Below are 21,411 nucleotides of genomic sequence, written 5' to 3'. Positions count from 1 at the left end.
CGGAAGGGGTGCCGGCGGAGAGAAGGGGAGACCCATGAAGTACATGATCATGATGTACGGCTCGCAGCGGGACTACGACATGATCTCCGGCAGGCCCACCGACACGGTGACCTGGTCCGCCGACGACATGGCGGCCATGCACGCCTTCATGGAGGCGTGGAACAAGGAACTGGTCGAGTCCGGGGAGTTCGTCGACGCCCAGGGCCTGAGCGCGCCCGTGCACGCCAGGAGGATCCGGCTGCGGGACGGGGTCCCCGTCGTGACCGACGGGCCGTACGCCGAGACCCAGGAGGTCCTCGCGGGTTACACGATCGTCGAGTGCGCGAGCTTCGACCGGGCCACCGAGATCGCCGCGCGGCTGGCCGGGACCCCGCATCCGGAGGGGGCCGATCTCGGGCGCGAGTGGTACGTGGACGTGCGCCCGATCGCCGACGGCGTCGACGAGCTGACGGTGTGACCGGCCGCCGTGGCGGATGACCGGATCGAGGACCTGCTGCGCCTGCTGGCGCCGCAGGTCCTCGGCGCGGTGGTCCGGCGCTACGGGAACTTCGACACCGCCGAGGACGCGGTGCAGGAGGCGCTCCTGGCGGCCGCGACGCAGTGGCCCGGGGAGGGCGTCCCGGACGACCCCCGGGCCTGGCTGGTCAAGGTGGCCTCGCGCAGGCTGACCGACCTGCTCCGCTCCCGGCAGGCCCGCCGGGAGCGGGAGGAGACCGTCGCCCGGTGGACGCCCGCCGACCGGTGGCTCGCGCCCGCCGCCGACCTGCACGTGCCGGAGACCGACGACACGCTCGTCCTGCTGTTCATGTGCTGCCACCCCGCGCTCTCCCCGGCCTCCCAGATCGCGCTCACCCTGCGGGCGGTCGGCGGCCTGACCACCGCGGAGATCGCCCGCGCCTTCCTGGTGCCGGAGGCGACCATGACCCGGCGCATCAGCCGGGCCAAGCAGGCCATCAAGGACAGCGGCCTCCCGTTCGGCCTGCCCTCGGGTCCGGAGCGCGCCGAGCGGCTCGGCGCGGTCCTCCACGTGCTCTATCTGATCTTCAACGAGGGATACGCCAGCACGTCGGGTCCCGACCTGCAGCGCGCCGAGCTGTCCTCCGAGGCCATCCGGCTGACCCGGATCGTCCACCGGCTGCTGCCCGGCGACGGCGAGGTCGCGGGGCTGCTCGCGCTGATGCTGCTCACCGACGCGCGCAGGCCGGCGCGTACCGGGCCGGACGGCGCCCTGATCCCGATGGCCGAACAGGACCGGAGCCGGTGGAACGCCGGGTACGTCGCCGAGGGCGTGGCGCTCGTCACCGGCGCGCTCAGCCGGGGAACGGCTGCCGGCCCGTACCAGCTCCAGGCCGCGATCGCCGCGCTGCACGACGAGGCGCCGAGCGCCGAGGCGACCGACTGGCCGCAGATCACGGCGCTGTACGAGCTGCTGATGCGGATCTCCGACAACCCCGTGGTGGCGCTGAACCACGCCGTGGCGGTGGCCATGGCCCGCGGCCCGCGCGCGGGACTCGGCCTGCTCGACGAGCTCGCGGCCGACGGGCGGATCGCCGGGGACCACCGGCTCCACGCGGTCCGCGCGCACCTGCTGGAGATGGCCGGCGACCGCGCGGCGGCACGTGACTGCTATCTGGCGGCGGCCCGGCGGGCGACGGGTCTCCCGCAGCAGCGCTATCTGCACGCCCGCGCCGCCCGCCTGCCGGACGACGGTGAGAATTCGTAACGGGAGAGGCGGGAGGGCAAGACCGGCATCCGGAGAGGCGGACACCGGTCCTCTCGGTGAACGAGATCGGCGCCGTTTTCCCGGTGCCGGTCCCTCGCCGGTCAACCGCCGGTGTGCCTGGGGCTCGCCTCTCCCTTGAGCTGCACGGTTCCGGGCTTGTGAACGATGACCTTCTTCACTTCCCAGCCTTTCCGATCAGACGGCCGAGGGGTAATCCACCTCTCAACCAATTGGTAACACAATTTTTCTTAGGATTCCGGACATTTCAAATATCCGGACAAGAAATCAATAGATCATATTCGCAAAAAAGAAGCACCCCTGTGAAAGGGGTGCTTCCCGGATACGGAACGCGTACGGACCCGCGCCGGAGGTCAGTCGCCGAGCAGGGCGTCGACGAAGACCTCGGGGTCGAAGGGGGCCAGGTCGTCGGGTCCCTCGCCGAGGCCGACGAGCTTGACCGGGACGCCCAGCTCGCGCTGGACGGAGATGACGATGCCGCCCTTGGCCGTACCGTCGAGCTTGGTGAGGGCGATGCCGGTGATGTTGACGACCTCCGCGAACACCTGCGCCTGGCGCATGCCGTTCTGGCCGGTGGTGGCGTCGAGGACGAGCAGCACCTCGTCCACCGTGGCCTTCTTCTCGATGACGCGCTTGACCTTGCCGAGCTCGTCCATCAGGCCGGTCTTGGTGTGCAGGCGGCCCGCGGTGTCCACGATCACGGCGTCGGCCTTGACGTCCATGCCCTTGGCCACGGCGTCGAAGGCGACGGAGGCGGGGTCGCCGCCCTCCGGGCCGCGCACGACCTCGGCGCCGACCCGGTCGCCCCAGGTCTGGAGCTGGTCGGCGGCGGCGGCGCGGAAGGTGTCGGCCGCGCCGAGCACGACGTGCTTGCCGTCGCCCACCAGCGAGCGTGCCAGCTTGCCCGTGGTGGTGGTCTTGCCGGTGCCGTTGACACCGACCACGAGCACCACCGCCGGGCGCTCGCCGTGCTTGGTGACGTGCAGGGTCCGGTCGGTGTCGGTGCCGATCTGGGCGAGCAGCTGCTCACGCAGCAGACCGCGCACCTCGTCGGGGGTCCGGCTGCCCAGCACCTTCACGCGCGTGCGCAGCTCCTCCACCATCACCTGGGTCGGGGCCACGCCGACGTCGGCGCCGATCAGCGTCTCCTCGATCTCGTCCCAGACGTCGTCGTCGAGGCGGTCGCGGGAGAGCAGCTCCAGCAGTCCCTTGCCGAGGGTGGTCTGCGAGCGGGCCAGCCGGGCGCGCAACCGCACCATCCGGCCGGCGGACGGCGGCGGGACCTCCAGCTGCGGAGCGACCGGGGGCTCGATCGGCCGGGCCGGGGGCGGGACGGTGGTCGTCACCGCCTCGTCCTCGCGGACGCCCGCGCTCGGCGGAGCCGCCCGCTCCTCCTCGGGGGCCGGCCGGACCTCCGGCGGCCGGGGCGGCGGCGTCACCTTCTTCCCCTGCCGGATCAGCAGGAACATGCCGCCCGCCGCGAGCAGGACGGCGACGGCGATGATCACGATTAGGCCGAGATAGCTCTCCACAACCGCCTAGTTTCCCAGACAGAAGGTCATAGTCCGACCTTCTGCCCGTCAGACGGCCCCGTGTCCTGTCAGGCGCTGTCTCTCAGGCGCTGGCTGATGACCTGGGTGACGCCGTCGCCCCGCATCGACACGCCGTACAGGGCGTCGGCGATCTCCATCGTCCGCTTCTGGTGGGTGATGATGATGATCTGCGAGGTCTGCCGGAGCTCCTCGAAGAGGGTCAGCAACCGCTGGGTGTTGGTGTCGTCCAGCGCCGCCTCGACCTCGTCCATCACGTAGAACGGCGAGGGCCGCGCCTTGAAGATGGCCACCAGGAACGCCACCGCGGTCAGCGAGCGCTCACCGCCCGACAGCAGCGACAGCCGCTTGACCTTCTTGCCCGGCGGGCGGGCCTCGACCTCGACGCCGGTGGTCAGCATGTTCTCCGGGTCGGTGAGCACCAGCCTGCCCTCGCCGCCCGGGAACACCCTGCTGAAGATCGTCTCGAACTCCCGGGCGACGTCCTCGTAGGCGGCCGCGAACACCTGCTCGACCCGGTCGTCGACCTCCTTGACCACGAGGAGCAGGTCGCGGCGGGTCTTCTTGAGGTCCTCCAGCTGCGAGGTGAGGAAGGCGTGGCGCTCCTCCAGCGCCGCGAACTCCTCCAGCGCGAGCGGGTTGACCTTGCCGAGCTGCGCCATCTGCCGCTCGGCCGCCCGGGCGCGCTTGTCCTGCTCGGCCCGGACGTACGGCACCGGCTCGCCGTCGGCCGCCGGCACGGGCTCGTCCGGGCCGTACTCGGCCAGGAGGATCTCGGGCTCGACGCCGTACTCCTCGACGGCACGGGTCTCCAGCTGCTCCAGGCGGAGCCGCTGCTCGGTCCTGGCCACCTCGCTGCCGTGCGCCCGGTTGACCAACTTGTCCAGCTCCGCGGAGAGCTCCCGGACCTTCAGGCGGACGGCCTTGAGCGCGGCGTCGACGCGCCCGCGCGCCTGCCCGGCCTCGTCGCGCTCGGCGGCGGCCGCGGCGAGTGAGGCCTCCAGCGCGCGCTGGGCCGTCTCCGCGCCCCGCAGGACCGCCTGGGCCACCCGCGCCTGCCGGCGACGGCGCTCGCGCAGCCGGGCGGCCGCGGCCCGCTCCTGCCGCTCCCGCTCCGCCGCGCGCACCAGGGCGTCGGCCCGGCCCGCGATGCCCCTGACCCGTTCCTCGGCCGTGCGCACGGCCAGGCGGGCCTCCATCTCGTCCTGCCGGGCCGCCGCGCAGCCCTCGGCGAGCTCGTCGCGGATCTCGGTGCCGGGCTCGGGCTCCCGTTCCCCGGCCTGCTCGGCGGCGGTGAGCCGCTCCTGCAGCTCGGCCAGCTCCGCCAGGCTCCGCCCGCGCGCCTCCTGCGCGGCCCGCACGCCCTCGGCCAGCCGCTCGCACTCGCCCCTGGCGGCCGTGGCCGCCGCGCCGAGCTGGGCGAGCCGCCGGGTCGCGGCGGCGATCCGCTGGTCGGCGTCGCGCTGACGGGCCCGGACCGCGTCCAGCGCGGCCTGGGCCGCGTTCACCCCGCCCTGGGCGGTCTGCACCCCGGCCTGGGCCTCGGCCACCCCGGCCTGGGCGGCCTCCACGGCGAGCTGGGCCTCACCCTCGGCCCGCGCCGCCTCCTCCATGACCACCGCCGCCTCCGCGGCGGCGCGGCGGGCCTGTTGAAGGTCGGCGGCGGCCTCGTCGAGCGCGGTCCGCATCTGGATGGCCGAGGTGCCCGCGCTCCCGCCGCCCGAGGCCGCGTGGTCCGCGATGAGATCACCGGAGCGGGTGACCGCCCGCAGCTCCGGCCACTGTTCCACGATCTTCCTGGCGGCCTGGAGGTCGTCGACGACCAGCACGCCGTCGAGCAGGCGCGCGACGGCCGTCCGCACCTCGCCGGGGACGGTCACCAGGTCCGCCGCCCACTCGGCGCCGGGCACCGGGACGGGGCCGGGCGGGGGCGGCGGGCCCGCGGCGGCGATGACCAGGTCCGCCCGGCCGCCCTCCCGAGCCCGCAGGAACTCCACCGCGTCCACCGCGCTCTGCAGGGACTCCACAGCGACCGCCTCGGCGGCGGCGCCCAGCACCGCGGCGAGGGCCGCCTCGGCGCCGGGTCGTACGGACATCATGGCCGCGACCGGGCCGAGCACCCCGGTGACCGTCCCGCCGTCGGCGGCCAGCAGCGCCGCACCGCCGTCCGCGCCCCTGGACAGGCCCAGCTCCAGCGCCTCGAACCGCGCCTCCAGCGCGGCGACCTGGCGCTGCGCCTCCTGGTCGGCCGCGCGCGCGGCCGACAGCGCGGCCCGGGCCGCGCCCAGCGCGGCATTCGGGCCGGCGACGGCGCCCTTGGCCTCCTCCACCACCGCCTTGGCGGTCTCCACGGCCTGCCGGGCCGACTCCACGGCCGCCAGGGCGATCTCCACCTCCTCGGCCAGGACGGGGTCGCCGTCCGGCTCGGCCTGCTCCTGGGCGGCGAGCTCCGCCTCGGCGCGCCCGGCCCGCTGCTCGGCCTCGGCCAGGGACCGGGACAGCCGCCCGATCTCCTCCTCGGCGGCCTCCGCGCGGCTGCGCACCGCGCCGACCTGGCCCCGGAGCCGGGCGAGCCCCTCACGGCGGTCGGCGGCGGCCCTGGCCTCGGCGGCCAGCCGCCGCTCCTCGGCCGCGAGCGCGTTCTCGGCCTCGGTGCGCCGGGCCACGGCGTGGGCGAGCGACTCCCGCTCCCCGGTCAGCAGCTCCTCCAGCACCCGTTCCTGCTCGCGGACCTCCTCGGCCTCGCGCTCGTAGTCCTCGGGATCGCGCCCGCGCCGCTCCACCGCGGTGTCGGCGGCGTTCCGGTGCCGCTCGGCGGCCAGCCCGGCCAGGCCGCGCAACCGCTCGCGGAGCGAGGACAGCCGGAAGTAGGTCTCCTGCGCGGCGGCCAGCCGCGGCTGGGCCTCGGCCTCGGCCGCCTCCAGCTCCGTCTCGCTCTGCTGGCTCTGCTCCAGCTCCTCCTCCACCGCCCTGCGGCGGGCCAGGACGGCGGCCTCGTCGGCGGCCTCACGCTCCAGGGCGGTCCGCAGCGTGAGCACGTCGTCGGCGAGCAGGCGCAGCCGGGCGTCGCGGAGGTCGGCCTGGATGACGGCGGCCCTGCGGGCGATCTCGGCCTGCCGGCCCAGCGGCTTGAGCTGACGGCGCAGCTCGGTGACGAGGTCCTGGACACGGTTCAGGTTGGCCTGCATGGCGTCCAGCTTCCGCAGCGCCTTCTCCTTGCGCTTGCGGTGCTTCAGGACGCCGGCGGCCTCCTCGATGAACGCCCGGCGATCCTCCGGGCCGGCGTGCAGCACCTGGTCGAGCTGGCCCTGGCCGACGATGACGTGCATCTCGCGGCCGATGCCGGAGTCCGACAGCAGCTCCTGGATGTCGAGCAGGCGGCAGGTGTCGCCGTTGATGGCGTACTCGCTCTGGCCGCCCCGGAACATCAGGCGGCTGATCGTGACCTCGGTGTAGTCGATCGGGAGGGCCCCGTCGGAGTTGTCGATGGTGAGCGTGACCTCGGCGCGGCCCAGCGGGGCACGCGAGGAGGTGCCGGCGAAGATGACGTCCTCCATCTTGCCGCCGCGCAGGGACTTGGCGCTGTGCTCGCCCATGACCCAGGCCAGGGCGTCGACGACGTTGGACTTGCCGGAGCCGTTGGGGCCGACGACGGCGGTGATGCCCGGCTCGAAGCGCAGGGTGGTCGCCGAGGCGAAGGACTTGAAACCGCGCAGGGTGAGGGTCTTCAGGTACATCGGAACCCCCTCATCCCCTGACCGTCCTGCGAGCCGCCCGCACCGGGGGCGGCGCTGTCTCCCGGGTCTCCCGGGCCCTCCGCCGTCCCGCGGCGCCGCGGCCCGGGGGCGGCGACCGGCGCGCGGACCGGGTCCCGGCGCATCCTTGTCGGGGAAGACTACCGTTCTTCACCCGCGCCCGCCCGCACACGGCCTAGGGTGCCCTGCATGGATGCGGAACGCGGCGAGGGGCTTGTTCCACAACCCTCCCGAAGTGGGAAAAATCATCTTATTCGAAGAAGTTTTCTGGTGAGCGGCGGCCTGGCCCTGGCGGGTCTGGGCGGGCTCTCCCTGCTGCTCGGTCCGGACGGCCTGCGGGACGCCTACGGGCAGATCAAGTGCGGCGCGCTGCCCGATCCCCCGGAGAGCGCCCCCGGAAGCCGCCAGCGCGGCACGATGGACGGCCGCCGGGTGGTCATCGGCCTCCCGCCCGGTGCGCGGGGCCGGCTTCCCGTGGTGATCCTGCTGCAGGACACGGGGGGCGACGCGCTGACCCCGTTCGACCTCTACGCGGTGGACCGCTATCTGGCGGCCGGCGGCGGACGTTTCGCGGTCGCCGCCGTCGACGACTGGTCCTCCGCCGACCTCGACGGCGCGCTCCTGCCCTACCTGTACGGCTGCGGCCTGGATGTCCGGCGGATCGGCCTGCTGGGCTGGGCGGCCGGGGGCGCCGGGGCGCTGAGGATCGCCGCCGAGCTGGGCGAGGAGAAGGTCTTCGCGGTGGGGGCGTCGGCGCCGACCGTCACCGCGGGACAGGCCCCGCTGGGCGAACTGCTGGACATCCCGGTCTGGCTGGACTGCGGCGACCGCGACAGCTGGGCGCCGCAGACGGAGACGATGCTCAAGGGACTGCGGGCGCTGGGCGCGACGGCCGAGGGCGGGATCGCCGGGGGGTGCCACGACACGGCCTATCACCGCCGGGTCCTGCCGGACCAGCTGAACTTCCTGTCACGTCACCTGGGAGCGTGAGACGGCCCGAGGGGGGTACCGGCGGAAATGACGGCGGAAATGACAAGGGACGCCCGGTGAAGGCGTCCCTGGACAGGGTGTTTCCACACCGGCTTTCCCGGTGAGCCCGCTCCCGCCCCCACGCCGCGCAGCGGAGGAGGGGCGGATGAGAGAGCAGGGCTCAGGTGAGAGCCGGCTCGCGATCCTGCAGGCGGGTGAACGTCTCTTCACGGTTGTTGCCCGTGAGCTCGTCGTTCTGGGCCTGGAGCCGGGTGAGCTCTGCCTCCAGATCCCGGATGCGCTGCTGAAGACGGCGCATTTCCGAGACCATCCGAGGGTCGGGACCGCCGACGTGGCCGAGTAGAGCCTTCGCCATGGTAAAGGGTCCTCCACGCTGAGTGACCAGACTGGTTCGCGCACTTCTTGCCGCGGGAGGGGTGCGCGTAGTTCCTATCAAGAGTCGCACCGGTGAGGGAGACGGTCAAGTTGAACACTCCGCATGGATGCACCAGTGGGCACTCTCGACGTCCAAATATACCTTATGTGATGTTTTAAGGGAAGAGCTAACGCTCGACAAACCCCACCAAATCGCCTTTAGCAGCGCTCCAACGCTCTACCACTCCATCAACCTTGCCCGGGGTTCCGCAACCGCGCAGGAGCTCCAGGAGACCTTCGGCGGCCTCCCTGGGCCCTTCGGCCACCACCTCCACCCGGCCGTCGGCGGTGTTCCGCGCCCAGCCGACCAGACCGAGCTCCAGCGCCCGGGCCCGCGTCCACCAGCGGAAACCCACTCCCTGGACCCGCCCCCGCACCCAGGCGGTCAGCCGCACGTCCATCAGAAGCCCGCCTTCCGCGGAGCTCGCGGAGCCCGCGGCCGGGGCTGGCAGCGCGGGCAACTGTAGGAGGAGCGGTTCATGAACGATTCCCGGATGATCGGAGCGCCGCAGCGCGAGCAGGGCCGGTCGCGCCTGCCGTACACGGAGAGCGACCGGTCGAAGTAGCCGCTCTCCCCATTGACATTCACGTAGAGACTGTCGAAAGATGTGCCGCCCTCCGCCAGTGCCGCGGCCATCACCTCCCGGGCCGCGTCCAGCAGCTCCGCGATCTTCGGCCGGGTCATCGCCGCCGTGGACCGCGCGCCGTGCAGCCGGGCCCGCCAGAGCGCCTCGTCGGCGTAGATGTTGCCGACCCCGCTGATCAGCGACTGGTCCAGCAGCGCCCGCTTGATCTCGGTCTGCCGGGCCCGCAGCCGCCGGGCGAACGCCTCGGCGTCGAAGTGCTCCTCGAACGGATCGGCCGCGATGTGGGTGATCGGCTCGGGCACGGCCCTGCCCACGGCGTGCACCAGCGCGGTCACCAGCACGTGACCGAAGGTCCGCTGGTCGACGAAGCGCAGCTCGGGGCCGCCGTCGGTGAAGCTCAGCCGGACCCGCAGGTGCTTCTCCAGCGGCGAGTCCGGCTCCACCACCAGCAGCTGCCCGCTCATCCCCAGATGCGCCAGGATCGCGTCGGAGCCGTCCAGCGGGAGCCAGAGGTACTTCCCCCGGCGCTCGGCGGGACCGATCGTGCGGCCCCGCAGGCGGGAGGCGAACTCCTCCGGGCCGGGAACGTGCCGCCGGATCGCCCGGGGGTGCAGCACCTCGGCCCGGGCGACGGTCCGCCCGGACACCCAGCGCTCCAGACCCCGCCGGACGACCTCCACCTCGGGCAGTTCGGGCATGCGTTCTCTCCTCCGGCTCTCCTCCGGGAGGGTCAGCCGGCCTCGCGCCCGTCCTGAGCCTCACGGCCGTTCGCGGGCCGGTGCCCGTCCTGGGCGGCCCGGTCGTTCTGCACGTTCCTGATGCGGTTCCACGCGGCCTCGGCGGCCTGCTGCTCGGCCTCCTTCTTCGAGCGGCCGGAGCCCGAACCGTACTCCTCGCCGCCGAGGCGGACCACGGCGGTGAAGGACTTGGCGTGGTCGGGACCGCTCTCCTCGACGTGGTACTCCGGCACGCCGAGCGACTCGGAGGCCGTCAGCTCCTGCAGGGAGGTCTTCCAGTCGAGTCCCGCGCCCAGCGAGGCCGAGCGGGTGATGAGCGCGTCGAAGAGCAGGTGGACGACGCGGAAGGACTCGTCCAGGCCCTTGTCGACGTAGACCGAGCCGATCAGCGCCTCGAGGGTGTCGGCCAGGATCGAGGACTTGTCACGCCCTCCGGTGCCCTCCTCGCCCCGGCCGAGCCGCAGGAAGCGCCCCAGGCCCAGGTTGCGCGCCACGTCGGCGAGGGCGCGCATGTTGACCACCGCGGCCCGCAGCTTGGCCAGCTGCCCTTCGGGCAGGTCGGGATGGTTGCGGTAGAGCGTGTCGGTGACGACCAGGCCGAGCACCGAGTCGCCGAGGAACTCCAGGCGCTCGTTGGTCGGCAGGCCGCCGTTCTCGTAGGCGTAGGAGCGGTGGGTCAGCGCCCGCTCCAGGATCGCCGCGTCCAGCCGTACGGCCAGCAGCCGCTCCAGCTCGTCCCTCGCGACCTCGACGGCCACGGGCTTCACGGTCGTTGCCACATCTTCTCCTCGCACAGCGATCGTCGGATACGCGATGGCGAGAGACAGGGAGGGGGGAATGCCCGGAGACTCCGAAGGCGTGGTGGGCGCCGGGAGGGCACGCGTCGCCGCGAACCCCGGCGTCCACCACGACCGCGGACGGACCGCCATCGCATTGGTGTGCGGACGGTGACGCCGGCCGGGAGTCGGAACCCCCGGCCGGCATCCGTCAGTCAGAATGCGATCAGGCGGAGGGCTCGATCACCTGACGGCGGTTGTAGGTGCCGCAGGTCGGGCACGCCATGTGCGGACGCTTCGGCGAGCGGCACTGGGGGCAGCTCACGAGCGAGACCGCGGCGGCCTTCCACTGCGACCGGCGGGAGCGAGTGTTGCTCCGCGACATCTTGCGCTTGGGGACAGCCACGTCAGCTCTCCTGATCGTTGTTATGTTCCGGTACCAAACCCTGCAGCTTGGCCCAGCGGGCGTCGATGACCTCGTGCCTGTGACCGGGCTCGGCGTCGGCCAGCCTGATCCCGCACTCCGAGCAGAGCCCCTCGCAGTCTTCACTGCACAGGGGGCTCAGCGGCAGTGTGAGCACCACCGCGTCACGGAACACGGGCTCGAGATCGAGCAGTTCACCGTCGAGGAGCGAGTCGTCCTCGGCCGCATCCTCGGCCGAGTAGAAGAACAGCTCCTGGAACGACACCTCGGTCTCCGAGATGACCGGTTCCAGACACCGTGCACACTCCCCCCGCAGCGGGGACCGCGCCGTGCCCGTGACGAGCACGCCTTCCATGACCGCCTCAAGCCGGAGGTCCAGCTTCACGTCGGCGTCCTTGGGGACGCCGATCATGTCGACGCCGACGTCCGCCGGTGCCGGGAGAGTGAGACGCATCTCGCGCATCGATCCCGGTCGCCGGCCCAGGTCATGGGTGGAGACCACCCAAGGGGCTCGGGGATCAAGGTGCAGAGTCATTCCGCTCTCATCAGGCATGGCGAACACCGCCGTCGTGCAAGGCCGAAATAAGAGAATACCAGGGCTCAGGAGCTACCCTGCGTCCTCTCCCCCGGGCGGCGTCTGTCGGACACTCCCTAGCCCCGGAGCCGCTCGACCAGGCGTTCCAGGACGAGGTCGGGGACGAGGCCGGCCACGCTCCCGCCGTACCGGACGATTTCCTTGATCCGGCTGGACGACAGGAACGACACCTCCGGACCGGTCGCCATGAACAGCGTCTCGACCCCGGACATCCGGTAGTTGAGCTGCGCCTGCTGCAGCTCGTAGTCGAAGTCGCTGACCGCGCGCAGGCCCTTGACGATCGCGGGGATCTCCTGCTGCCTGCAGTAGTCGACGAGCAGGCCGTGGAACTTGTCCACGCGCACGTTGCCGTACTCCTTGGTCACGGCCTGGAGCATGTCGATGCGCTCCTCCACCGTGAACAGGCTTTTCTTCTCGATGTTGATCAGGACGGCTACGACGACCTCGTCGTACTGCCGGGAAGCCCGGCCGATGATGTCCAGATGGCCGTTGGTGACGGGGTCGAAGGACCCCGGGCAGACAACACGTCGCAAGGCGAACCCCCAGGTTTACGGATTCCCGGCGGCGCGACCGTACCAAACGGCCGCTTCCCCGTAACGACGGACCCTCTCCTCTGTGAACCCCGGGGGCCAGACCAGGTCTTTTCCGCGGCTCTCCCGCTCCACCGCGATCAACGCGTCCTCCGCCAGCCAGCCGTGGTCGCGCAGCTGCCCCAGTACGGCGTCGACCGCCTCGGCGGTCACCGCGTAGGGAGGATCGGCGAACACGAAGTCGTACGGCTCCGCGGCGTCCCGGGCGAGCACCCGCTCCACCTTGTCCGCGGCGAGCTCGGCGCCCGGCAGGCCGAGGGAGGCGATGTTGGCCCTGATCGTCCTGACGGCCTTGGCGTCGCACTCCACCAGCAGCGCGTGGGCCGCGCCCCGGGACAGGGCCTCCAGGCCGACGGCGCCCGATCCGGCGTAGAGGTCGAGCACCCGGGCCCCGTCCAGCGGGCCGAGCAGCGACCCCACCGTGGAGAAGATCGCCTCTCTGGCCCGGTCGCTGGTGGGCCGTGTCCGGTTCCCCGGCGGCACGGCCAGCCGCCTTCCCCCTGCGATACCCGCGATGACTCGACTCACCTCCTCATTGTCCCGTGTCGCGCCCCACCCCGAGAACGATCACGTATCCGCAGGTCAGGCGGGTTCGCTACGGCGATCACGGTCAAGAGTGGGCAAGGAGTGGCGAGGAAAGCGCAAGGGTCGTTCCCCCGGGCCCCGAGACCTTGCATGATGAGTGCTGCGGCCTTCAAGTGACCCAGGGGGAGGCCGACCGACGTGATCGTGAGCCCTTCCGCACGTCGGTGCTCTCGGCACCTGACCCGAGAGTGGGCCCAGGCGGGGACGGCATTCGGGGGGAGGCCGTCCCCGCTACTGGGCTTTCCGCCCCCGCCCCACCGGGCGGGCGGTCAGGTCTTCTCCAGGTACTCGGCGCGGTCGTCGGCGAGCAGGCGTTCGATCTCCGTCCGCAGGACCGGGTGCCCGGCCAGCTCGGGATCGGCCGTCAGCATCGTCTCCGCCTCCTGGCGGGCGCTCTGGATGACGTCCTCGTCGCGCAGCAGGCGGAGCATCCTCAGCGACGACCTGCGGCCCGACTGCGCCACGCCCAGCACGTCGCCCTCCCGGCGCTGCTCCAGGTCGACCCGGGACAGCTCGAACCCGTCCAGGGTCGCCGCGACCGCGTCGAGCCGCTCGCGGGCCGGGGTCCCGGCGGGGGACTCGCTCACCAGCAGGCACAATCCGGGCAGACCGCCCCGGCCGACCCGGCCGCGGAGCTGGTGGAGCTGGGAGACGCCGAAGCGGTCGGCGTCCATGATGACCATGACCGAGGAGTTGGGGACGTCCACGCCGACCTCGATGACCGTGGTCGCCACCAGGACGTCCACCTCGCCCCGGGCGAAGGCCCGCATCACGGCGTCCTTCTCCTCCGGCGGCAGCTTGCCGTGGAGCACCGCCGTACGGAGCCCGAGCAGCGGACCCTCCGCGAGCATCTCCGCCACGTCCAGCACCGCCAGCGGCGGTCTCCGCTCCTCGTCGTCCTTCACCTTGAACAGGTCGCCCTCGTCGCCCTCCAGGTCGCCGATGCGCGGGCACACCACGTAGGCCTGCCTGCCCAGCTCGACCTCCTCCCGGAGCCGGGCCCATGCGCGGTCCAGGAAGTGCGGCTTCTCGGCGACCGGGACCACGTGCGTCGTGATGGGCGCGCGGCCGGAGGGCAGCTGGGAGAGCGTGGAGACCGTGAGGTCGCCGAAGACCGTCATGGCGACCGTGCGCGGAATCGGGGTGGCGGTCATGACCAGGACGTGCGGGCGCCCGCCCCCGGCCTTCTCGCGCAGCGCGTCGCGCTGCTCCACGCCGAAACGGTGCTGCTCGTCGACCACCACCAGCCCGAGGTCGGCGAACTGGACCTTCTCCTGGAGCACCGCGTGGGTGCCGACCACGATCCCGGCCGCGCCCGAGGCCGCGTCGAGCAGCGCCGTCCGCCGCGCCGCCGCGCCCAGGGAGCCGGTCAGCAGGGCGACGGAGGTGCCGCCGAACATGCCGCCGGTGGCCAGGTCTCCGAGCATGGCGGAGATCGACCGGTGGTGCTGCTGGGCGAGCACCTCGGTGGGCGCCAGCAGCACGGCCTGGCCTCCGGCGTCGACCACCTGGAGCATGGCGCGCAGCGCCACCACGGTCTTGCCCGCGCCGACCTCGCCCTGGAGCAGCCGGTGCATGGGATGGGGCCGGGCCAGGTCGGCCGCGATCTCCTCGCCGACCTCCTGCTGCCCCTCGGTGAGCTGGAACGGCAGCCGCTTGTCGAAGTCGGCCAGCAGCCCGTCGTCGCGCCGGGGGCGGGGCTGGGCGGGCAGCGCCTCGGCGGCCATCCGCCGCTGCATCAGCACGGCCTGGAGCAGGAACGCCTCGTCGAACTTGAGCCGCTTGCGCGCCCGGGTCACGTCACCGTGGTCGCGCGGCCGGTGGATCGCGGTCAGCGCCTCGGCCAGGCCGGGGAGCCCGAGCCGGGCCCGGAGCTCCTCGGAGAGCGGGTCGTCCAGCGGGCCCAGGGTGTCCAGCACCACGCCCAGCGCCCGCCGGATCGCCCAGGGCGTCACGTCCTTGCCCGCCGGATAGATGGGCACCAGCGCGTTGGCGAACTCTCCCGCGCTCGTCTCCGACTCGTCGATCATCTCGAACTCGGGGTGGGCGAGCTGCCACTTGCGCCGCTCGCCCTGGCCGAAGGCGCTGACCTTCCCCGCGAACATCCCCCGCGCCCCCGGGCGCAGCCGGGTCTCGGCGATGTGGGAGGCCTTGCCGAAGAACGACAGGTAGATCTTGCTCCGCCGGCCGTCGACGACCTCGACCTCCAGCCAGGTACCGCCCTTGTTGCGCATCGGCTTGCGCATCGCCCTGGTGACCTCGCCGACCACCGTGACGTGCTCGTCGACCCGCAGGTCGTCGAGGTCGGTCAGCTCGCCCCGCTGGGCGTAGCGCCGCGGGTAGTGCCGGAGCAGGTCTCCGGCCGTGCGCAGGCCGAGCACGCTCTCCAGCAGCCGGGCCGTCTTCGGGTCCAGTGCCTTGGTCAGTGGCTCGTCGAAGCTCGTCACCGCAAATTTCTACCTCTTCCGGCCGACATTCCCACGGTCTTTCCCGATCACTCGACGCCGATCAGCAGCGGATAACCGCCCTGGCCGCCCTCGTAGCGGACCGCCTCGATGTCGGGCCGCTCCCCGGCCAGCCAGTCCTGTACGGCCCGCAGCAGCCCGGCGGGGGCGTCGCTGCCCTCCAGCAGGGTGACCAGCTCGCTGCTGGCCGACACCATACGGCCGACGACCTCCAGCGCGGTCTCCGTCAGATCCGTGCCGATGATCGCGGCATCCCCGTCGATCACGCCCAGCACGTCCCCCGGCCGGACGAGCCCGGCGCTCGTCATGACCACGCGGTCGGCCACCCAGACATGCCCGTACCGGGTGTGCGCCGCGGCCTCGGTCATCGCCACCACGTCGTCGTCGAAGCGCCGCAGCGGGTCGTGCACCGCCAGCGCCGCCAAGCCCTGCACGGAGGCTCGGGTGGGCAGCACGCTCACCACGGTCCCCTCCTCCCGGGCGATCTCCGCGGCGGCCGCCGCCACCTCGCGCGTCCCGCTGTCGTTGGGCAGGACCACGACCTCGCTCCCCGCCCGCCGGATCGCCGCCAGCACGGCGGCCGCCGACGGGCTCGTCCCGGGGTCCCGGCGCACCACCACGGCGCCGGACCGCTCGAACACCGCGCCCAGCGCCTCCCCCGCCGCCACGGCCACCACGCCGCGCCCGCGTGCGGCCCGGTGCGTCCGTCCGGTCCCGGCCAGGTGGGTCACCTTGATCCGGTACGGCCTGCCGTACCGGATGCCCGCCTCGATCGCGGCGCCCGCGTCGTCCACGTGGACGTGGACGTTCCACAGGCCCTCGCCCCCCACGACCACCAGCGAGTCGCCGAGCGCGTCGAGCTCCCCGCGCAGCGCGCCCACCGCCGTCGCGTCGGCCTCCAGCAGGTACATGACCTCGTAGGAGGGCCCCTCCCCCCGCGCGGGCTCCAGTGTGAGCCGGTGCGCGGGCGCGGGGATGTCCAGTCGTTCGGTGTAGGAGTCGGTCACCACCGCGGCGAGGCTCTCCAGGATCAGGGCCAGTCCCGCGGCGCCCGCGTCCACCACACCGTTGCGGGCCAGCACGTCGAGCTGGCCGGTGGTCCGCCGGAGCGCCGTCCGCGCCTCCTCCGCCGCCCGCCGGACCACCGCGGCGAGGTCCCCGGACAGGTCGCGCACCGCGGCGGCGACCGCGCCGAGCACGCTCAGCACCGTCCCCTCGACGGGTCTCTCCACCGCGGCGCAGGCCAGTTCGGCGGCCCGGACCAGACCGCGCCTCAGGTCGGTGCCCCGCCCCTCGGCGGCCCCGAAAACCTCGGCCAGCCCGCGGAGGGCCTGGCTGACGATGACTCCGGAGTTGCCCCGCGCGCCGAGCAGGGCGCCCTGCGCGAGCGCCCGCCACGTGGCCGCCGCGTCGGCGTCGCCCGGCAACCCTTCGAGCGCCTCGACCGCCGAGAGCATGGTCAGGTGGAGGTTCGTTCCGGTGTCGCCGTCGGGCACCGGGAAGACGTTGAGCGCGTCGATCTCCTCCCGCGCCCGGCCGAGGTTCTCCGCCGCCAGCCGGGACCACCGCCGTACCGCCTGCGGATCGAGAACCTCCAGCATTCTGCCTCCGTGCCTGTGGTCGCGCGACCCGCCGCCTGCCGCTCCCCGGATGCGCTACGGTTGCCTTCCGGAGATTATCCCCGTTCGGCCGGTCGTGGCAGCTCGCGTTGGCATGCAAGGTCAGGCATCGGATATCCTCGTTTGGCCAGCCGGTTGTCCCGGCATGCCCGATGACCGCCAAGCGGATCGGGTCTCTCGACTGATTGAAGGAGCGAACCGTGGCTTCCGTCTGCGACGTCTGCGCTAAGAAGCCGATCTTCGGCAACAACATCTCCCACTCGCACCGCCGCACCCGCCGTAACTGGAAGCCGAACATCCAGCCCGTGCGCGCGGTCGTGAACGGCACGCCGAAGCGGCTGAACGTGTGCACCTCCTGCATCAAGGCCGGCAAGGTCACCCGCTAGCGAGACTTTCCGACGGCCCGCCGCCCTGACGAGGGGCAGGCGGGCCGTCGGCGTCTGCCCGGCCGTCGGCGCCCGAACGGGCCGTCGGCGCCCGAACGGGCCGTCGGCGTCTGCCCGGACGGAGAGCGCCCGGTGCCGTGACCGACGCCGTTCGCCGGAGGAGCGGTGTCGGCGGTGCGTCGCGTGGCGGAGAAGGAGCCCGTACGCGGAGCTACGGGCGACGACGCGGCGAGGCGGCGAGGCGGCAGCTGGGCCGCGCGCGGCGGGCATGGACGTGAAACACTCCCTAACCGCGCCAGCGCCAGGCGTGGTCGACCGGGCCGATGCCCCCGCCCAGGGGGAAGCCGCGGGCGATCGCCCCGGTGACGTACTCCTTGGCCTTCTCCACGGCGGACGGCACGTCCTCGCCGAGCGCCAAGTGGGAGGCGATGGCCGAGGCCAGGGTGCAGCCGGTGCCGTGGGTGTGGCGGTTGTCGTGCCGCTCGGCGGTGAAGCGGAACTCCCGGGTGCCGTCGGTCAGCAGGTCGGTCGGGGCGCCGGGCAGGTGCCCGCCCTTGATCAACGCCCAGGCCGGGCCCAGCTCCAGGATCGCGTCCGCGGCCTTGCGCAGGTCCGCCTCGCTCTCGACCTTGACCCCGGTGAGCTGTGACACCTCCCACAGGTTGGGGGTGACGACGGTGGCCACGGGCAGCAGCCGCGCCTTCACCGTCTCCACGGCCTCGGGGGCGAGCAGCGCGTCACCGTGCTTGGAGACCCCGACCGGGTCCACCACGACCGGCGCGCCAACCCCGGCCAGCACCTCGGAGACGGTCTCCACGAGCACGGGCGAGGCCAGCATCCCGGTCTTGACCGCCTGGACGCCGATATCGCCCAGCACCGATCCGAGCTGGGCGCGCACCGCCTCCGGGGGGAGTTCCCAGTAGCCCTGCACGCCCACCGAGTTCTGCGCGGTCACCGCGGCGATCACGCTCATGCCGTGGACGCCGAGAGCGAGCATGGTCTTCAGGTCAGCCTGGATTCCCGCGCCGCCACCGGAGTCGGAGCCGGCGACGGTGAGCACGCGGGGAGGGGACGAAACGGTCATGACCCCATCCAATCAGGTGACCCGGGATGTGGCTGCCGCCCCGGGGCCCACGACGGGGCGGAGAGCCTCGGACGCCCCTCGGATCTCCCTCAGGCGATCGTGCAGTCCCCCGGGGTGCTCCGGCAGGTCTGTGGGGTCCGCATCCGGCCCTGCGCGGCGAAGGAGATCACCAGTTCCTCACCCGCCACCATGGCCCGGGGCGACTCCATGACCAGGGTGCCGCCCACCTGCCGCCATTCGGCCCCGTCCAGCGAGGTCACCTCACCGCTGACCGGGAGGCTCAGCCGCAGGACGGACAGGTCCCGGTCGGCGGTGACCACGAGCCGCGCCGTGTAGGCACGCGATCGTTTCCTCTCGCTGCGGAAGTCGACGGTGACCGTACCGTCGCCGGCCGAAAGGGAGGTCTCGGGGGACTTGGAGGGCGGGGGCTGACTCACCGTGGGAGCCGGGGTGGGCGTCCGCTCGGGAGTGGACTCCGGCCACTCGTCGGTGGAGAACGGGTCGCCTTCCTGCTGCTGGGGAGGTGACTGCTCCTCGAACGGGGAGGGCTCCTCCGTGGGGAGGGGGTCGCGGGTGGGGGGCGGGTCGTCGGCGGGGGGCTCGGTCTCGGCGTCCCGCGGCGCCCGGGGGGAGGACGACGGGTTGACGCGGTCCCGGCGGGTGGCCACCGGAACCGGCTCGGGGGACGTCTCGGCCCGCTCCGGCGGTGCGGCCTTCCGGCTGGAATCCGGACGGGGAGTGGGTTCCTCGGCCGGGCCGGCGGTGTCCGTGACATCCGGCTCGGGTGGCTGACCCGTGCCCGCGGCCAGGCAGTCGCCGGACGAGCAGCCGGCGGCCGACTCCGCCGAGGTCTTCCACGCCTGGACGCCCGCCACGGTGCCGACGGTCACCGCCGCCACCGCGGTGACGGTCAGCAGCGTCATCTTCATCCATCCGCCGAACCGGCGCTCCTCGCCGAACTCGGCCGCGTCTCCCGGCCAGGTCGCGGTCGCCGCTTCGAGGGCCGCGGAGTCCCTGCGGCGCCTGGAGCCCCTGGAACCCGCGGAACCCGCAGGGCTCGCGGGACTCGGGGAATCGGTCCGCATCGCGATCGTCGCCGACTCTTCGGGACGGAGTCGCCGCCCGACCGGCTCGTCACGGGAGTCCGGCCCGGGAGCGAACTCCGGTCCGTGATCCCCCCCATGATGGGGGGCGCCGTCTCCACGTGCTCCGTGGCGGCCCATGTCACCTCTTTCTCCGGGAACGTCGGCCGCCCATCTTCATAACACCTTCAACACACCTTTGTCACAAATTTCACTGATGTCCCCAGAGACAAAGGACATCACTCCCGGAAGTGATCCCACCCGCCCCGCTCCGGCGCACGCCCTTCGACCTGGACACCACTCCCCCGGACCACCCGGCCCACCACGGTCCAGCCGGACGGGAGCCGTACGTCCCGGGGGAAGGTCGCGGCGAGCGCGTGGTCCTCGCCGCCGGTGAGCACCCACTCCACCGGGTCGGCGCCGAGCAGCCGCGCGGCCCTCTCCATCTCCGGGGTCACGGTGAAGGCTCCGGGATCGAGCACGATGCCGACCCCGCTGGCCTTCGAGACGTGCCCGAGGTCCTGCAGGAGGCCGTCGCTGACGTCCAGCATCGAGGTCGCGCCCAGTTCGGCGGCCTGAGGCCCGCAGGCGTAGGGCGGCCGGGGGCGGCGGTGGGCGTCCACCAGCCCGCGCACCCCCCCGGCCGGTCCGCCCGGCTCTCCGGCCACTCCATCGAGCCCCTCGGCTGCTCCACCGAGCCCCTCGGCTGCTCCGCCGAGCCCGCCGGCCGGTCCGGCCTGGAGCAGCGCGAGGCCCGCGGCGGCGTGGCCGAGCCGGCCCGCGACCGCGACGACGTCGCCCGGCCGGGCCCCGGAGCGGGTGACCGGCGCGCGCCCGCGCAGGTCGCCGAGGGCGGTGACGCCGATCACGACCAGGTCGCAGCGGGTGGTGTCGCCGCCCGCGACGCTCGCGCCGACGAGGTCGCACTCGTCGCGGAACCCGTCGGCGAGGTCGTCCAGCCAGCCGGTGCCGACGTCGGCGGGCATGCCGAGGCCGACCACGATCCCGGTGGGGTGGGCGCCCATGGCCACCACGTCGGACAGGTTCTGCGCCGCGGCCTTCCGGCCGATGTCGTAGCCGCTGGACCAATCGCGCCGGAAATGTCTACCCTCAAGTAATAAGTCCGTTGTCACGACGACCCGCCCGTCGGGCGCGCTCACCACCGCGGCGTCGTCTCCGGGGCCGAGCAGGACGGTCTCACCCTGTGGCAGGCGTCCGGCAATACGTGCAACGATTCCGAATTCGCCGAGATCTCCGACTGTGATGACGCACCTCCCGTTCATCTCAGGGTACGGTGGCCCTTCGGCACTGATCCAATCGCCCGGGAGGACGTGATGGTGCAGGCCTACATCCTTATCCAGACCGAGGTCGGCAAGGCCGCCAGCGTGGCGAGAGAGATCTCGCAGATCTCCGGCGTCACGCAGGCCGAGGACGTCACCGGTCCCTATGACGTGATCGTCCGCGCCGAGGCCCGCAACGTGGACGAGCTCGGCAAGCTCGTGGTGGCCCAGATTCAGGCGGTGGAGGGGATCACACGTACGCTTACGTGTCCCATCGTCCATATTTGAGTCATTGGATGAAAAATGTCACACCGGTTCGCCCTCCGGGCGGCCTGCGCATGCTCCCTGTTGATCCTCGCGGGGTGCGGCGGCACGGTCCGGGTGGATCCGCCCACGCCTGACCCCTCGGTCGCCGCCGCATGCGAGGCGCTCGTCAAAGGATTGCCGGAGACGCTCGACGGCGCGGGGCGGGTGGATTCCGCTCCCGCGTCGCCGTACGTCGCCGTGTGGGGTGAAGGGGAGATCGCGCTGCGCTGCGGGGTGCCGCGCCCGGTGAACATGGCCGCCACCGACCAGGTGCCGGTGATCAACGACGTGGCCTGGTTCAGCGCTCCCTCGCTGCCGACGCTGTTCACCTCCGTCGGCCGCCAGGCCTACGTCGAGGTGACGATCTCCCGCGCGCACACTCCGGAGAAGGTCCTCGTCGATCTGGCCGCCCCGATCAAGGCGGCGCTGCCCCAGACCGGATGAC

At 72.7% G+C, this 21,411-nt stretch carries 21 protein-coding genes; 6 read left to right on the top strand and 15 right to left on the bottom strand.

From position 1 onward, the window contains the following. The first annotated feature begins 34 nt into the window (after window positions 1–34). Together IEZ08_RS08420 and IEZ08_RS08415 are read left to right on the top strand one after the other, a co-directional pair. A complete protein-coding gene (locus IEZ08_RS08420; RefSeq protein ID WP_068926469.1) occupies window positions 35–457 on the top strand; it encodes a YciI family protein in 423 nt (140 codons plus the stop codon). Between the two features lie 9 nt (window positions 458–466). Next, window positions 467–1,723 carry an RNA polymerase sigma factor gene (locus IEZ08_RS08415; protein ID WP_189241952.1) on the top strand — a complete coding sequence of 419 codons (1,257 nt, stop codon included), beginning with the start codon at window positions 467–469 and terminating at the stop codon, window positions 1,721–1,723. A 371-nt stretch (window positions 1,724–2,094) separates the two neighbouring features. Here IEZ08_RS08415 and ftsY read toward each other — a convergent pair whose 3' ends face one another. Continuing rightward, a complete protein-coding gene (gene ftsY / locus IEZ08_RS08410) occupies window positions 2,095–3,273 on the bottom strand; it encodes a signal recognition particle-docking protein FtsY (RefSeq protein ID WP_229802984.1) in 1,179 nt (392 codons plus the stop codon). A 68-nt stretch (window positions 3,274–3,341) separates the two neighbouring features. Beyond that, window positions 3,342–7,028 carry a chromosome segregation protein SMC gene (gene smc / locus IEZ08_RS08405; protein WP_189241951.1) on the bottom strand — a complete coding sequence of 1,229 codons (3,687 nt, stop codon included), beginning with the start codon at window positions 7,026–7,028 and terminating at the stop codon, window positions 3,342–3,344. Between the two features lie 288 nt (window positions 7,029–7,316). Here smc and IEZ08_RS08400 point away from each other — a divergent pair, with 288 nt between their 5' ends. Further along, a complete protein-coding gene (locus tag IEZ08_RS08400; protein ID WP_068926477.1) occupies window positions 7,317–8,036 on the top strand; it encodes a hypothetical protein in 720 nt (239 codons plus the stop codon). 160 nt (window positions 8,037–8,196) lie between these two features. Here IEZ08_RS08400 and IEZ08_RS08395 read toward each other — a convergent pair whose 3' ends face one another. From IEZ08_RS08395 to fakA, 10 genes are all read right to left on the bottom strand, one after another. After that, entirely contained in the window at window positions 8,197–8,391 is a 195-nt protein-coding gene (locus IEZ08_RS08395) for a hypothetical protein (protein ID WP_084780657.1), read from the bottom strand. Between the two features lie 187 nt (window positions 8,392–8,578). Further along, the gene (locus IEZ08_RS08390; protein ID WP_068926481.1) at window positions 8,579–8,851 is read right to left on the bottom strand and encodes an acylphosphatase; all 273 of its coding nucleotides are present in this window, start codon (window positions 8,849–8,851) and stop codon (window positions 8,579–8,581) included. Continuing rightward, window positions 8,851–9,735 (bottom strand): bifunctional DNA-formamidopyrimidine glycosylase/DNA-(apurinic or apyrimidinic site) lyase, encoded by an 885-nt coding sequence (gene mutM, locus IEZ08_RS08385; RefSeq protein ID WP_068926483.1) that lies wholly within the window; start codon window positions 9,733–9,735, stop codon window positions 8,851–8,853. The genes IEZ08_RS08390 and mutM overlap by 1 nt, the downstream gene beginning before the upstream one ends. A gap of 32 nt (window positions 9,736–9,767) precedes the next feature. After that, window positions 9,768–10,505: a ribonuclease III gene (gene rnc, locus IEZ08_RS08380; RefSeq protein WP_218061837.1), complete on the bottom strand. Its 738-nt coding sequence runs from the start codon at window positions 10,503–10,505 to the stop codon at window positions 9,768–9,770. A 271-nt stretch (window positions 10,506–10,776) separates the two neighbouring features. Continuing rightward, window positions 10,777–10,956: a 50S ribosomal protein L32 gene (rpmF, locus tag IEZ08_RS08375; RefSeq protein ID WP_068926486.1), complete on the bottom strand. Its 180-nt coding sequence runs from the start codon at window positions 10,954–10,956 to the stop codon at window positions 10,777–10,779. Window position 10,957: 1 nt separating this feature from the next. Next, window positions 10,958–11,509, bottom strand: a complete 552-nt coding sequence (locus IEZ08_RS08370) for a YceD family protein (RefSeq protein ID WP_068926488.1) — start codon at window positions 11,507–11,509, stop codon at window positions 10,958–10,960. A gap of 116 nt (window positions 11,510–11,625) precedes the next feature. After that, complete coding sequence (coaD, locus tag IEZ08_RS08365) at window positions 11,626–12,102, bottom strand: pantetheine-phosphate adenylyltransferase (RefSeq protein ID WP_068926490.1); 477 nt, start codon at window positions 12,100–12,102, stop codon at window positions 11,626–11,628. A gap of 15 nt (window positions 12,103–12,117) precedes the next feature. Continuing rightward, entirely contained in the window at window positions 12,118–12,687 is a 570-nt protein-coding gene (gene rsmD / locus IEZ08_RS08360) for a 16S rRNA (guanine(966)-N(2))-methyltransferase RsmD (protein WP_068926492.1), read from the bottom strand. A gap of 326 nt (window positions 12,688–13,013) precedes the next feature. Then, complete coding sequence (recG, locus tag IEZ08_RS08355) at window positions 13,014–15,191, bottom strand: ATP-dependent DNA helicase RecG (protein WP_068926494.1); 2,178 nt, start codon at window positions 15,189–15,191, stop codon at window positions 13,014–13,016. A gap of 47 nt (window positions 15,192–15,238) precedes the next feature. After that, window positions 15,239–16,810, bottom strand: a complete 1,572-nt coding sequence (fakA, locus tag IEZ08_RS08350; RefSeq protein ID WP_068926496.1) for a DAK2 domain-containing protein — start codon at window positions 16,808–16,810, stop codon at window positions 15,239–15,241. Window positions 16,811–17,028: 218 nt separating this feature from the next. Between fakA and rpmB the strand changes: the two genes are divergently transcribed. Further along, window positions 17,029–17,214: a 50S ribosomal protein L28 gene (gene rpmB, locus IEZ08_RS08345; RefSeq protein ID WP_068926498.1), complete on the top strand. Its 186-nt coding sequence runs from the start codon at window positions 17,029–17,031 to the stop codon at window positions 17,212–17,214. A 286-nt stretch (window positions 17,215–17,500) separates the two neighbouring features. On the opposite strand, the gene thiD is transcribed toward rpmB, so the two are convergent. From thiD to IEZ08_RS08330, 3 genes are all read right to left on the bottom strand, one after another. After that, on the bottom strand, window positions 17,501–18,298 hold the full coding sequence (thiD, locus tag IEZ08_RS08340; protein WP_189241950.1) for a bifunctional hydroxymethylpyrimidine kinase/phosphomethylpyrimidine kinase: 798 nt from the start codon (window positions 18,296–18,298) through the stop codon (window positions 17,501–17,503). Between the two features lie 89 nt (window positions 18,299–18,387). Continuing rightward, window positions 18,388–19,383, bottom strand: a complete 996-nt coding sequence (locus tag IEZ08_RS08335; RefSeq protein WP_068926502.1) for a hypothetical protein — start codon at window positions 19,381–19,383, stop codon at window positions 18,388–18,390. A 236-nt stretch (window positions 19,384–19,619) separates the two neighbouring features. Next, on the bottom strand, window positions 19,620–20,723 hold the full coding sequence (locus tag IEZ08_RS08330; protein WP_373294334.1) for a thiamine-phosphate kinase: 1,104 nt from the start codon (window positions 20,721–20,723) through the stop codon (window positions 19,620–19,622). On the opposite strand from IEZ08_RS08330, the gene IEZ08_RS08325 reads away from it, so the two are divergent. Continuing rightward, on the top strand, window positions 20,715–20,948 hold the full coding sequence (locus tag IEZ08_RS08325) for an Lrp/AsnC family transcriptional regulator (RefSeq protein WP_068926506.1): 234 nt from the start codon (window positions 20,715–20,717) through the stop codon (window positions 20,946–20,948). The two genes, IEZ08_RS08330 and IEZ08_RS08325, sit on opposite strands and share 9 nt — an antisense overlap. 15 nt (window positions 20,949–20,963) lie before the next feature. Further along, window positions 20,964–21,410 (top strand): DUF3515 domain-containing protein, encoded by a 447-nt coding sequence (locus tag IEZ08_RS08320; protein WP_068926508.1) that lies wholly within the window; start codon window positions 20,964–20,966, stop codon window positions 21,408–21,410. Window position 21,411: the final 1 nt, after the last annotated feature.

The organism is Planobispora rosea, assembly GCF_014648175.1.
GTDB classification, from domain to species: domain Bacteria; phylum Actinomycetota; class Actinomycetes; order Streptosporangiales; family Streptosporangiaceae; genus Planobispora; species Planobispora rosea.
This window is presented reverse-complemented; position numbering and strand designations above follow the sequence as displayed.